The organism is Actinoplanes sp. NPDC049316, assembly GCF_040677315.1.
Lineage (GTDB): Bacteria > Actinomycetota > Actinomycetes > Mycobacteriales > Micromonosporaceae > Actinoplanes.
Genome location: NZ_JBFAQM010000014.1, coordinates 82,094 through 94,215, shown reverse-complemented (window position 1 = coordinate 94,215; position 12,122 = coordinate 82,094). Strand labels below are relative to the sequence as shown.

The 12,122-nt window shown below is 69.7% G+C and carries 15 protein-coding genes and 4 tRNA genes; 16 read left to right on the top strand and 3 right to left on the bottom strand.

Annotated features, from left to right (window positions below; all coding sequences use genetic code 11):
- Nucleotides 1-12: 12 nt before the first annotated feature.
- Both AB0K03_RS21990 and AB0K03_RS21985 read right to left on the bottom strand, forming a co-directional pair.
- Nucleotides 13-384: a hypothetical protein gene (locus AB0K03_RS21990; protein WP_364687604.1), complete on the bottom strand. Its 372-nt coding sequence runs from the start codon at nt 382-384 to the stop codon at nt 13-15.
- Nucleotides 385-607: 223 nt separating this feature from the next.
- A tRNA-Tyr gene (locus tag AB0K03_RS21985) sits at nt 608-688 on the bottom strand.
- A gap of 150 nt (nt 689-838) precedes the next feature.
- Between AB0K03_RS21985 and AB0K03_RS21980 the strand changes: the two genes are divergently transcribed.
- From AB0K03_RS21980 to AB0K03_RS21970, 3 genes are all read left to right on the top strand, one after another.
- Complete coding sequence (locus AB0K03_RS21980; protein WP_364687602.1) at nt 839-1,333, top strand: YajQ family cyclic di-GMP-binding protein; 495 nt, start codon at nt 839-841, stop codon at nt 1,331-1,333.
- 248 nt (nt 1,334-1,581) lie between these two features.
- Entirely contained in the window at nt 1,582-1,884 is a 303-nt protein-coding gene (locus AB0K03_RS21975) for a hypothetical protein (RefSeq protein WP_364687600.1), read from the top strand.
- 9 nt (nt 1,885-1,893) lie between these two features.
- Entirely contained in the window at nt 1,894-2,703 is an 810-nt protein-coding gene (locus tag AB0K03_RS21970) for a sulfurtransferase (RefSeq protein WP_364687598.1), read from the top strand.
- Nucleotides 2,704-2,717: 14 nt separating this feature from the next.
- Here AB0K03_RS21970 and AB0K03_RS21965 read toward each other — a convergent pair whose 3' ends face one another.
- Entirely contained in the window at nt 2,718-3,113 is a 396-nt protein-coding gene (locus AB0K03_RS21965; protein ID WP_364687596.1) for a hypothetical protein, read from the bottom strand.
- A gap of 259 nt (nt 3,114-3,372) precedes the next feature.
- On the opposite strand from AB0K03_RS21965, the gene AB0K03_RS21960 reads away from it, so the two are divergent.
- The 13 genes from AB0K03_RS21960 (at nt 3,373) to AB0K03_RS21900 (ending at nt 11,942) form a co-directional block, all read left to right on the top strand.
- Nucleotides 3,373-3,528: a hypothetical protein gene (locus tag AB0K03_RS21960; RefSeq protein ID WP_364687594.1), complete on the top strand. Its 156-nt coding sequence runs from the start codon at nt 3,373-3,375 to the stop codon at nt 3,526-3,528.
- Between the two features lie 59 nt (nt 3,529-3,587).
- Entirely contained in the window at nt 3,588-6,116 is a 2,529-nt protein-coding gene (locus AB0K03_RS21955; protein ID WP_364687592.1) for a bifunctional diguanylate cyclase/phosphodiesterase, read from the top strand.
- A 265-nt stretch (nt 6,117-6,381) separates the two neighbouring features.
- Nucleotides 6,382-6,457, top strand: a tRNA-Thr gene (locus AB0K03_RS21950).
- Between the two features lie 47 nt (nt 6,458-6,504).
- Nucleotides 6,505-6,577: transfer RNA gene (locus tag AB0K03_RS21945), tRNA-Met, on the top strand.
- Between the two features lie 125 nt (nt 6,578-6,702).
- Nucleotides 6,703-6,870: a 50S ribosomal protein L33 gene (rpmG, locus tag AB0K03_RS21940; RefSeq protein WP_015618978.1), complete on the top strand. Its 168-nt coding sequence runs from the start codon at nt 6,703-6,705 to the stop codon at nt 6,868-6,870.
- A gap of 507 nt (nt 6,871-7,377) precedes the next feature.
- Nucleotides 7,378-7,824 carry a MaoC family dehydratase N-terminal domain-containing protein gene (locus tag AB0K03_RS21935; protein WP_364687590.1) on the top strand — a complete coding sequence of 149 codons (447 nt, stop codon included), beginning with the start codon at nt 7,378-7,380 and terminating at the stop codon, nt 7,822-7,824.
- Nucleotides 7,825-7,826: 2 nt separating this feature from the next.
- The gene (locus AB0K03_RS21930; RefSeq protein ID WP_364687588.1) at nt 7,827-8,222 is read left to right on the top strand and encodes a MaoC family dehydratase; all 396 of its coding nucleotides are present in this window, start codon (nt 7,827-7,829) and stop codon (nt 8,220-8,222) included.
- Between the two features lie 101 nt (nt 8,223-8,323).
- Nucleotides 8,324-8,396 (top strand) — tRNA-Trp (locus AB0K03_RS21925).
- A gap of 115 nt (nt 8,397-8,511) precedes the next feature.
- Nucleotides 8,512-8,883 carry a preprotein translocase subunit SecE gene (gene secE, locus AB0K03_RS21920; protein ID WP_364687586.1) on the top strand — a complete coding sequence of 124 codons (372 nt, stop codon included), beginning with the start codon at nt 8,512-8,514 and terminating at the stop codon, nt 8,881-8,883.
- Between the two features lie 27 nt (nt 8,884-8,910).
- The gene (gene nusG, locus AB0K03_RS21915; RefSeq protein ID WP_199515848.1) at nt 8,911-9,636 is read left to right on the top strand and encodes a transcription termination/antitermination protein NusG; all 726 of its coding nucleotides are present in this window, start codon (nt 8,911-8,913) and stop codon (nt 9,634-9,636) included.
- A gap of 77 nt (nt 9,637-9,713) precedes the next feature.
- On the top strand, nt 9,714-10,427 hold the full coding sequence (gene rplA, locus AB0K03_RS21910) for a 50S ribosomal protein L1 (protein ID WP_364687584.1): 714 nt from the start codon (nt 9,714-9,716) through the stop codon (nt 10,425-10,427).
- A gap of 67 nt (nt 10,428-10,494) precedes the next feature.
- Entirely contained in the window at nt 10,495-11,253 is a 759-nt protein-coding gene (locus AB0K03_RS21905) for an ABC transporter ATP-binding protein (RefSeq protein ID WP_364687582.1), read from the top strand.
- Nucleotides 11,250-11,942 carry a hypothetical protein gene (locus AB0K03_RS21900; protein WP_364687580.1) on the top strand — a complete coding sequence of 231 codons (693 nt, stop codon included), beginning with the start codon at nt 11,250-11,252 and terminating at the stop codon, nt 11,940-11,942. Before AB0K03_RS21905 ends, AB0K03_RS21900 begins: the two co-directional genes overlap by 4 nt.
- Nucleotides 11,943-12,122: the final 180 nt, after the last annotated feature.

The following is a 12,122-nucleotide window of genomic DNA, read 5'->3' as shown; positions in this document are numbered from 1 at the left end:
CATCCGGCCCGATCAGGAGCGCCGCTTCCAGCGCTCGATGTGCGCCTCGAACCACGCAGAGGCGATGGCCGCTGCCTCCGCAGGATCACTCGCGGAATCGACACTGAGCCCTTCAGGCGGCCGTGTGTCGATGAGCGCCTCAGCAGCGCGGACCCCGTCGTCCCAATTGAGACAGGAAGGACTCCACCCACCCCGCAGCTGCACCCCGTCGTAATCGACACGCAACGTCTCCCGCACGGCCCGGCCGTCAACAAAGTCGTACGACACCAGCATCCAGGGCTCACCATCAGGATCCTGGTGGTACCAGTCCTGCAGCTCAGGGACGCGCCGACACATATCCCTGAAGAAGATCCGTTCGTGTTCCAGCGGGCCGAACTCGCGCACGACGACAGAATCTCACCTGATCGGCTCCAGCGGTTCGTACGGCATCCCCGGCGAGATGCCGATCGTCGCCACCGCAGTTCCCGAGCTGCTCAGATGGTTCCTCAGCACGGACAGCCAAAACGCGACTCCCACGCCCAACCACGGCGACGCGTACGACAAGCCGTCAACGAGAACGGCCCCGGAGCGCGTATCCGCAGCTCACGGGGCCGTCATCAGGGGCCTGTGGCGGGTAGAGGATTCGAACCTCTGTAGCTTTCGCGACGGATTTACAGTCCGCTCCCATTGGCCGCTCGGGCAACCCGCCTGGGCTTCGCCGCCCCGGTCTCCCGCAGCAGCGAACAACAGGATAGCCATACGGCCGGCCGGATCCACAACCGGGTACGGTCGGCATGTCGGGGGCCCGTTCGCGGCCTCCGCGCACATCGATACGTGGCCCAGCAGCAGGAGTCTGATCATGGCAGCCAGCCCGTCGTTCGACATCGTGAGCAAGGTCGACGGCCAGGAGGTGGACAACGCCTTCCACCAGGCGGAGAAGGAGCTCGGCACCCGGTTCGACTTCCGGGGTACCGGCACCTCCATCGCGAAGTCGGGGGAGAACGGCGTGTCCATCACGTCGGAGACCGAGGAGCGTGCTGCAGCCGCGCTGGAGGTCTTCAAGGAGAAGCTGGTCAAGCGGAACATCTCGCTGAAGTCGCTGGAGGCCGGCGAGCCGCGGCAGTCCGGGAAGACCTACAAGATCGACTGCAAGGTGCTCGAGGGGATCGACACCGACAAGGCGAAGGCGATCAGCAAGAAGATCCGGGACGAGGGCCCGAAGGGAGTGCAGGCGCAGATCCAGGGGGATCAGCTGCGGGTCACCGGTAAGAAGCGGGACGACCTGCAGGCCGTCATCGCGCTGCTCAAGGCCGAGGACTTCGGCGTCGCCCTGCAGTTCACCAACTACCGGTAAGGCGTGGCCCGGCGGTTCGCCAACTGCCGGTAAGGCGTGGCCCGGCGGTTCGCCAGCTGCCGGTAAGGCGTGGCCCGGCGGTTCGCCAGCTGCCGGTAAGGCGTGGCCCGGCGGTTCGCCAGCTGCCGGTAAGGCGTGGCCCGGCGGCTCGCCAGCTGCCGGTAAGGCGTCGCCCTGGGGTTCGCCAACTGCCGGTAAGAAGTGCGAACCGCCGGTGGTCCGGCGCCGGGCCGCCCAGACTGGGGTCCATGGACATCGGTACGGCGACCCTCGCCGTCGGCGGCGTCATCGGCCTGGTTCTCGCGCTGTTCGGCGTGCGGATGCTTCTGACGGGCCGGGCCCCGGCGAGCACCTCGCGCAACTTCCTTCGGGTACGCGACGCCGCGCTGTATCACTTGTTGTTCGGCGTGGCGTTGCTGCTGATGGCCGTGGGGCAAATGGCGCTGCGCGGCTTGGCGGCTGTGGTTTTGAGCGCGGCCGCCATCGTGTTGATGGGTGTCGCGCTGGTCAGGTTCAGGCCGCGGCGCGGTAGGCCGACGGCAGACGGATAGGGGAGCGGTGTGATCGGTCCGGTTGTCGACGTGCAGTGGGTGCGGGAGCATCGGGACCGGGTCGTGCTGGCCGATGTGCGCTGGTATCTGGACGGGCGTTCCGGCCGGGAGGCGTACGAGAAAGGGCATCTGCCGGGTGCCGTCTTCGTCGACCTGGACCGCTGGCTGGCCCGGCACGCCTCGCCGGCCGGGGGCCGGCATCCGCTTCCCGATCCCGAGGTCTTCGCGCAGGGCATGGCCGCTGTGGGCATCGGCGACGACGACACCGTGGTCGGGTACGACGACGCCGGCGGCGTGATCGCGGCGAGACTCGTCTGGATGCTGCGCGCCACCGGTCACGACGCCGCGGTGCTGGACGGCGGGCTCAGCGCGTACGAGGGAGAACTGGTGAGCGGCCCGGCGAGCCCGGCCCCCGCGGTTTTCACGCCCCGGCCGTGGCCGGGCGACCGGCTGGCCGGCATCGATGATGCGGCGGCCGGTGCGGCGGTGGTGCTGGACGCCCGTGACCGCGCCCGGTTCCGCGGCGACACCGAACCGGTGGATCCGCGCGCGGGTCATATCCCCGGTGCTCGCAACCTGCCCTGCCGGGAGAACCTGGACGGGACCGGGCGCTTCCTGCCGGTGGCCGAGCTGCGCGAACGTTTCGCCTCCGTCGGTGTACGCGAAGGCGCCGACGTCATCTCCTACTGCGGTTCGGGCGTCACCGCCTGTCACAACCTGCTCGCTATGGAACACGCGGGCCTGGGCGTGGGCCGCCTCTACCCGGGCTCCTGGTCCCAGTACAGCGCGACCGAGCGCCCCGCCGCGACCGGCGACTGAGCCGCCGGGCGGGATCAGTCCGGGCGGCCGGCCAAGCCGCGGGCAGCATCCGCCTGTCCCTGGTCGAAGCCCTGGTACCCGGTCAGTTCGTGCTGCCGGACCTGGTCCTCGATCCAGCGGTTGTGCGACTCCCAGGCGGCCTGCTTGCTGGTGCCCAGCGCGGCACCGATCTGGGTCCACGACGCCCCGGCCGCACGCGCCGAGCGGACCATCGCCTGGCGGCCGTACCCGGCTTTGCGGATGACGACCTCGCTCAGCGCGAGCAGTTCCAGGGTCTCCTCGCGTGTGAGCGCGATTGCGTCGCTGTCCTCCGTCATCGTGGCCAGCGCGTCGCGCATCCTCAACTCGTCGTAACGCGTTGTGGCGGTGGAGAGCGTGTGCTGTTGCTCGAGTTCGTCCGGACTGGTCATATGCGTAGCTTTTCGTCAGGGCACCTTGACGTCAAGCCGACCTGACGGAACGGGTGCGAATTGCTCTCACATCTCCCGTTAAATCAGGCCCAAAGCCGTCAATGATGCGGGGCGTGGTTGCGTGAACACCTCAGCCGTTCAGCCAAGATTTCGGGATGTGCGGCTTCGACCGGCGCACGGACGCTGTCTGACGTACTCAGCGTGTGGCACCATCATGGAACCCCCCACCCGAGGCGTCTTTCTCGTACGAGGAGCAAATATGTCTGCAAGGAAGCTGGGCCGCTTCGCCGGCTTGGTTTTCGTGCTCGCCGCGTTCATCGGTGGCGCTGCCGCCGCGAGCGCCGAGCATGGAACGGCGGGGGCCACGGGGAAGCAGTCCGTGGCGGCGCTGACCAACGATCTGCACTGGGACTGAGTCTCTGCGACTCGTCGGCGCTCACTCGCAGGAACCGGTCCGACTGATCAGGGAGCGCGATGACAGGGCGTCCGGCACGGCCGAGGCGTTCGGCGCAGTATGCCTGGCTCGTCACTGCCCCGCTGGCGCTCTTCGCGCTCGTCTGCGTCATCTTATTCTGGGTCTCTGACCCTTACTGGTACGAATCCTGGCTGGGCGGCCTGATCGCCACGGGTGGGCTGGTGCTCGCCAACGTCGGCGTCTTCAACGTCGCTGTCCGTAAGCAGAGCTTCTTCGTGGTCGTCACGGAGATTCCTCTCGTGCTGGCCATCTACTACCTGCCGCCGGTCATGGTGATCGCGGCGGTGACCCTGGCCACGGTGCTGCCGCAGCAGCGCTCTCGGCTGGGAATGACCAAAATCGCCTTCAACGTGGCCAAGTCCGCGGCAGCCACGTCGGCAGCGTTGCTGGTCGTCGCCGCGCTGCCGCCGATCAGCGGTGCGGGCCCCGGCACCTGGGGCATCCTCTTCGCCGCCGCCATGACGAGCGCGCTGGTCGCGCCTCTGGCGTTCGCAGCGGTCATGACCGTCATCCAGGGTCTGCAGGCAGGCCAGGAGGCGTTCCGCGCCGGGCTGCCGACTCTGCTCACCGCCTCGGTCAGTGTCGCGATCGGCTGCGTCTTCCTCGTCGCGATGGAAGCCACGCCGTGGGCGTCGATCCTGCTGGCAGTGCTCGTCGCAACGCTCATCCTGGCGTATCGGTATCTGGTCGGCTTCCTGCGGCAGCATCGGACGCTCGCCGACGTCTACGAACTCACCCTCGCCGTGCAGGAGCACGGCAACGACGCCTCGCTCCCGGACGTGCTGCTGGGCCGCATCCGCGCGCTCATGAAAGCCGAGTACGCGACCATGTGGCTGGCCGCCGGCGGGCGTCACCCCGAGGTCCTGCTGACCGCCCGCGTCGGCGACCGGGGCCTGCTCGACCTGGCGCCGACGCCGGCGGCCATCCGTGAGCGCGCCGTGAGCGGCCAGCACGCCGTAGCCGTCGGCGCGAAATTCGACGACACCGCCGACCTGCGGCCTTTCCTGCGGGAGAGCCGCCTCAAGGACGTCATCGTCGTCCCGCTGCGGTCCGGGCAGACCACGATCGGCTCCATCGAGGTCATCAACAGGCAGGGCGGCACCCTCACGTTCCGGCCCGCCGACGTCCAGGTGCTGCAGACGATCGCCGCGCACGCCGCCGTGGCGGTGGAGAACTCCCGCCTCGTCGAACGGTTGCGCTACGACGCGTACCACGACCGCCTGACCTCACTGCCCAACCGCCGGCGCGTGACGGACGCCCTCGCCGAGTCGGTCAAGGTACGGGCCCCCGGCGAGGTCGTCGCGGTGATGCTGTTCGACGTGGACGGTCTACGCGACGTCAACGAGTCCATGGGCCATGCGGCGGGTGACAAGTTGCTCGCCGAGGTCGCGCAGCGCCTGCGCAGCATCGCCGGGCCGGGTGCGCTGGTGGGCCGGATCGGCGGCGACGAGTTCGTGGTCACCCTGCGTGCCGAGAGCACCGAGGAGACCGTACGGCTCGCCACCGAGATGCGGGAGCAGTTGCGGGGCCCGATGGTCGTCGGCTCGCTCACGCTGGACGTGGACACCGCCGCCGGCGTCGCCCTGCACCCCGACCACGGCGACGATCCGGATTCGCTGCTGCGCCGGGCCGAGCTCGCCGCCAACGCGGCCAAGGCGCTGCCGTACGGGGTGCAGCTGTTCCACCCCGCCCTCGAGTCCCGGGCCGTACGCCGCCTCGGCCTGGCCGCCGACCTGCGCCGCGCGCTGGACACGGGCCAGCTCGAGGTGCACTTCCAGCCCAAGGTCTCCATCCAGGACCGGCACCTCATCGGCGTCGAGTGCCTGGCTCGCTGGCAGCACCCCGCCCACGGCGACGTGTCCCCGGAGGACTTCGTCGCGGTCGCCGAGCACACCGGACAGCTGCACCGCCTCACCGAGGTCGTCCTCACCGCCGGCCTGCAGCACTGCCGGGAATGGGTGGACGCCGGCCGGCCGCTGTCCGTCGCGGTCAACCTGTCGGCGCGGACCCTCCTCGACCCCCGCTTCCCGGACCAGGTCCACGAGCTGCTCAAGCGGTACGGCATCCCGGCCGGCCAGATCACCTTCGAGATCTCCGAACCGGGCATGCTCGGCGAGATCGAACGCGCGCTCCCCACCCTCTACCGGCTGCGCGACCTCGGCGTACGCCTGGCAGTCGACGACTTCGGCACCGGCGCTTCGTCGCTGTCGTACCTGAGGCAGCTGCCGGTCCACGAAATCAAGATCGACGACAGCTTCGTCCAGGGCATGGCGACCGACTCGGGCGACCTGGCCATCGTGCGAGCCGTGATCGGCCTCGCCCGTGAGTTCGGTCTCACCGTGGTGGCCGAGGGCGTCGAGAGCGAACTCACCCTGGACCTGCTCGCCGAGCTCGGCTGCGAGATCGGCCAGGGCTACTTCTTCAGCCGCCCGCTGCCGGTGGAACGCCTGAACACCTGGCTGAGCGCCCAGACCGAACCGGAAGAAACCCCGACCGGCGAGGTACGCCGCCTCCGCGCCGTCGGCTGACCCGCCGTCATACGGATCACCCACGCCGCGGTGCGTCCACTTGCCGCCAAGCCGCCCTGGCCGGTCCGCTGTGTGATGCCGGCTTGAATGGCCGGAACGGCGTCTTGTGCCGCGCCCTACGGCGCCTTTCGTACGCCTGCCCGTGCCGCCCGACCGCGCCTTCAAAGCCCTTGATCTGCGATTTCGCCGCGCCGGGGTACCGATTTCACCTCGGCTGCGGGGCCGTGTAAGCTTCTGTCTGCGCAACAAGCGAGAGATCGCGCGCGCCCCCTTAGCTCAGTCGGCAGAGCGTCTCCATGGTAAGGAGAAGGTCTACGGTTCGATTCCGTAAGGGGGCTCCAACCGGGTTCGTGATCCGCCCCTCAGGCGCTGGATTTCAGCCTGGCGCGGCGGTGTAGCTCAGATGGCAGAGCAAGCGGCTCATAATCGCTGTGTCGCCGGTTCAAGTCCGGCCACCGCTACTGTCCGGGACTCGTCCCGGATGCCGTACGACCCCGGGTGAACACCCGGCGTTTTGCATGTCCGCGTGGTTAGCGTCTACGCTGGCATGCCGTATGTGAACCCGTGAGCAGGAAGGCACCCCGCCGTGGCCAAGGCGACCGACGTCCGTCCCAAGATCACCTTGGCGTGTACGGAGTGCAAGGAGCGCAACTACATCACGCGCAAGAACCGCCGCAACGACCCGGACCGCATCGAGCTGAAGAAGTTCTGCCCCCGGGACGGCCGGCACACCCTGCACCGCGAGACACGCTGAGCTGAGCCAGCACGAAGTGGCGGCGCCCCGATCCGGGGCAGCCGCCACTTCTGCTTTCCACCCGCCGAGGGGCGCGAGCCCGCCGAGGGAGGGCGCGAGCCGGTCGAGGGAGGGCGCGAGCCGGTCGAGGCGTCTCCGCCGGCCGAAGCGTCTCCGCCCGCGAAGGGTGTGCCAGCCCGCCAAAAGCGCGTCCCCGCTCATCGATGCGTTCCGGACTGCGAAGCGCTCCTGTCTCCAGGGTGCTCCCGCTGGCCGGAGCGTGCCGGCCCGTCGAAGCGTGCACCCCGCGACCGCGACCTGAGCTGAGCGCGACCTGAGCTGAGCGCGGTCCAAGCTCGACTCGCGTCGCGGCCTTCTGTGGCACCCGGCCGCGCCCCCGTGGACCAGCCCACCCCGGCACCGTGCTCACCCCTGCGGCCGTACTTGAATTTCTTTTCTCTGCGAAGCGCCCGCCCGCAGGAATATGCGCGCACACTCTCCCGGCCGACCACAGGGTAGTTTCGGCTCATGCCCCTGGACCCGTCCTTCGTCGGCCGCACGTGGCCGGCCACCGCCCCCTATCTCGTGGGGCGCGAAAAGATCCGTGAGTTCGCCACCGCGATCGGCGCCACCGACGCCGAGTATCACGATCCGGAGGCGGCCCGCGCGGCCGGCTATCCGGATGTCGTCGCGCCGCCGACGTTTCCTGTGGTGATCACCATGGCCGCGAGCCGGCAGATCATCGCCGACCCGGCGCTCGGGCTGGATTACAGCCGGGTCGTGCACGGCGACCAGAAGTTCGCCTACTCCCGGCCGGTCGTCGCCGGTGACGCCCTGGTCTGCCTCAACACCGTGGACGACATCACGTCGCGAGGCGGGCACGACTTCATCACCACCCGGACCGAGGTCTCCACCGAGGGTGGCGAGCCGGTGGTCACGGTCTGGTCCAAGCTCGTCCAGCGCGGGGAGGAATGATCATGGCTGAGGAGCTGCCCACCCAGACCTTCCGGGTCACCCGGGCCGATCTGATCCGGTACGCGGGCGCGTCCGGCGACTTCAACACGATCCACTGGAGCGACCGGATCGCGAAGAGTGTCGGTCTGCCCGGCGTCATCGCCCACGGCATGTACACGATGGCTCTCGCCGGCCGGGCTGTCTCCACCTGGGCCGGCGCGCCCGACGCCGTGGTGGAGTTCGGCGTCCGCTTCACCCGTCCCGTGCCCGTGCCGGACACCGACGAGGGCACCGAGGTGGTGGTGAGCGGGGTCGTCAAGGAGGTCACGGACGACGGGCTGACCAAGATCGAGCTGACCGCGACCTGTCAGGGCGAAAAGGTTCTGTCGCTGGCCAGGGCCACCATCCGCAAGAGGTAGGCCCGGGTTGGGAATCACGCGGGCCAACCCGTACACTGGTCCGCCGTGGGGTATTCGGCCCTGCCTTTCGCGTGCGAAGGGTCAAAGCCGACGCCTCACGTAGGGGTGTAGCTCAATTGGCAGAGCAGCGGTCTCCAAAACCGCAGGCTGCAGGTTCAAGTCCTGTCACCCCTGCGCACCGACCCGTATCGGCCCGGCGGCGGACCGCCCGGCGCGGGCCGCCGGTACAACCGCGCGCCGCGTAGGGCGCTGATGCGACATCCACCGACCGACGACGGAAGAGGGCGAAGTGGCCGAGAGGGAGCGACCCGGTGACGACGCTGCAGGCGACCGCCCCGAGGACGAGGTGTTCGACGACGCAGTCGCCGACGATGACGCGGAGGCCGGCGAGCCGGTGACGCGGGGCGGCGGCACCGCCGTCCGCGAGCGCACCGAGAGCGCCGACAAGCCCAGGTCGAAGAAGGAAGGCCGCCGTGGCGGCCGCATCGGCGGTTTCGTCCGCGAGGTCGTCAGTGAGCTGCGTAAGGTCATCTGGCCGACCCGCAAGGAGCTGCTGACCTACACGGCGGTGGTGATCGTGTTCGTCGCCGTGATGACCACGATCGTCGCCGTGCTGGACTATGGGTTCGGCAAGGCCATCCTGGCTTCGTTCGGCAACTGAAGCTGATAGTTACGGAAGTGAGCAAGCGTGCCTGAGTACGACGACGAGACCGCCTTCTCCGCCGAGGAGCAGGCCTCGGTGGCGACGGCGGGCGACGCTGAGTCGGTCGAGGCCGCTGCTGAGCCCGCTGCCGAGGTGGCGGCGCCGGACGTGGACGAGGATTACGACCCGGTCGCCGAGCTGCGCCAGAAGCTGCGTTACGCCCCCGGCGACTGGTACGTGGTGCACTCCTACGCCGGTTACGAGAACAAGGTCAAGACCAACCTCGAGACCCGCATCACGAGCCTCGACATGGAGGATTTCATCTTCCAGGTCGAGGTGCCGACCCGCGAAGAGGTCGAGGTCAAGAACGGCAAGCGCAACCAGGTGCAGGCCAAGGTCTTCCCGGGGTACATCCTCGTCCGGATGGACCTGACCCCGGAGTCCTACTCCTGCGTGCGCAACACGCCGGGCGTCACCGGCTTCGTCGGCGCGACCGACCGGGTGGACCGCCCGGCGCCGCTGTCGCTCGACGAGGTGCTGAAGTGGCTGGCCCCGGCCGTGCAGGCCGAGGAGAAGAAGGCCAAGCCCGAGGTCAAGGTTCTCGACTTCGAGGTCGGCGACTCGGTCACCGTCACCGACGGCGCGTTCGCCTCGCTGCCGGCCTCCATCTCCGAGATCAACGCCGACCAGCAGAAGCTCAAGGTCCTGGTCTCCATCTTCGGCCGGGAGACGCCGGTCGAGCTCAACTTCAACCAGGTCGCCAAGATCTGATTGAGGCACCACCTCGAGTAAGTCGTGGGAGGGACGCGCGTGGGCGCGTCCCGCCATCAACCACAGGAGTACGAGAAATGCAGCGCAGCAAGGCCTACCGCAAGGCCGCCGAGCAGATCGACGCCGCCAAGCTGTACGAGCCCACCGAGGCCGTCAAGCTCGCGAAGGACAGCAGCCCCACCAAGTTCGACGCCACGGTCGAGGTCGCCATGCGTCTCGGCGTCGACCCGCGCAAGGCGGACCAGATGGTCCGTGGCACGGTCAACCTGCCGCACGGCACCGGCAAGACCGCCCGCGTGATCGTCTTCGCCCAGGGCGCGAAGGCCGAGGAGGCCGTCGCGGCGGGCGCCGACGAGGTCGGCACCGACGAGCTGGTGGCCCGCATCCAGGGCGGCTGGCTGGACTTCGACGCCGCGATCGCCACCCCGGACCAGATGGCCAAGATCGGCCGCATCGCCCGGATCCTCGGCCCCCGCGGTCTCATGCCGAACCCGAAGACCGGCACGGTCACCATGGACGTGACCAAGGCCGTCTCGGACATCAAGGGCGGCAAGATCACGTTCCGCGTGGACAAGCACTCGAACCTGCACCTCATCATCGGCAAGGCTTCGTTCAGCGAGCAGCAGCTGGTGGAGAACTACGGCGCGGTGCTCGACGAGGTCCTGCGGGCCAAGCCGTCGGCCGCCAAGGGCAAGTACCTCAAGAAGGTCACGGTCAGCACCACCATGGGCCCCGGCGTGCCGGTCGACCCGAACGTGACCAAGGGCCTGGTCGGCAGCACCGAGGCCTGATCCAGAGTTGTCCACAGGAGGCCCCCGGGGAAACCCGGGGGCCTTTCCTTTGTGCGAGGCTGCCTGCGTGCGATTCGACCAGGTCCATTTCCGGTACGCGCGCAGCCTCCCGTGGACCCTGCGGGCGGTCGACGCCACCGTTGCCCCCGGCCGGACGGTCGTCGTCCTGGGCCGCAACGGCGCGGGCAAGTCCACGCTCCTCCAGCTGGCGGCGGGGGTTCTCCGGCCCACGCGTGGCGCCGTGCACGACCGGCCGCCCGTCGTGGGCTGGGTGCCGGAGCGGTTCCCCACGGACCAGCCGTTCACCACGCACCAATACCTGACCGCCATGGCCGCCCTCCGCGGGCTGCGGGGCGTGACCGAGGTGGACAGGTGGATCGAGCGCCTCGGCCTCACCGGCCACCGCCACACCCGGCTCAGCGACCTCTCCAAGGGCACAGCGCAGAAGGTGGGGCTCGCTCAGGCCCTGCTGCGACCACCCGGCCTGCTGGTCCTGGACGAGCCGTGGGAGGGCCTCGACGCGCAGGCCCGCACACTGATCCCGGAGATCGTCGCCGAAGTGACCAAGGCCGGAGGATCGGTCCTGGTCAGCGACCACCGCGGCGAGATCGCCGGCCTTCCGGACGCGATCCGCTGGCGGGTGACCGACGGCACCCTCGACACTCACCCCGAGCTCGATGAGCCCGCCGGGGCCGGCGCCGACATGCCGTCCGACGACGTGGTCATCGAGATCGCCGTCCGCCGGACGGACGCCGAACGCGCGGTCGCCCGGCTGAGTGCGCAAGGTCACCGCATTCTTGCCGTACGCGAGGAGCAACCGCGATGACATCTCTGGTCCGCATGCGCCTCGCAGGGTTCGTCCGCAGTGGCCGGATCCTCGCTCCCCTCATCGCCGGCATGGTCGTGCTGGGCATCATCCACGGCGGGGGACCGTCGGCGGCCGCCCCGGCGTACGGCTACTCCGCCGTCATGTTCTTCCCCGTGTTCGCCTGGCTCGCCAAGGTGCTCCTCGACGCCGAACCCGACGTCCAGCGCCGCCTGGCCCGCGTCGCGCTCGGCCCCGTACGCGAAGCCGCCGCCGGAGCCCTCGCCGCCGCGGCGACGGGCTCGGTGTTCTGCCTGGTCGCCATCGTGGCGCCGCTGCCGCTGGGAGCGATCCGAGCCCCCGAGCCGGGGGAGCCCTCGACCGCCGCGAGCATCGGTCTCGGCGTCCTGGCGCACCTGCTCTCCCTGGCCGCCGGCGTCGCGCTGGGCGCGCTGGCGGGCCGAGCCGTGACACGCACCATCCGGGCAGGCGTCACGGTCCTCGTCACCGGGGCGGTGCTCGGCGTGGTTCTCGGCCTGCAGGGCTCGTTCGCGCCGTGGCTCGTACCCCCACTGATGGCGACCGCTCGCGCGCTCGCCGCCGTACCGTTACCGCCCCCCGGCGAGTTCTGGCTGCTCAGCGGTTGGGGAGTGCTCTGGTGCGCCGCCGCCCTCGCCGCGTACGGCTGGCTCCGCCGGCGCCGCAGCTGACCGCACCCCGTTGACGGGACCCAGCCCTCACAGCATCAGGGAGAACGCGCGCTCACCCCGCCATGTTCGCCCGCCTGGGCCGTGGCGGACGGCCCGGCGCGGGCGCATCCGGATCGCGCCCGGTCCGCGCCCGCGGTGCCGCCCGCCTGTTTCCGGCCCTCGCGGTGACCGGCTTCCGGT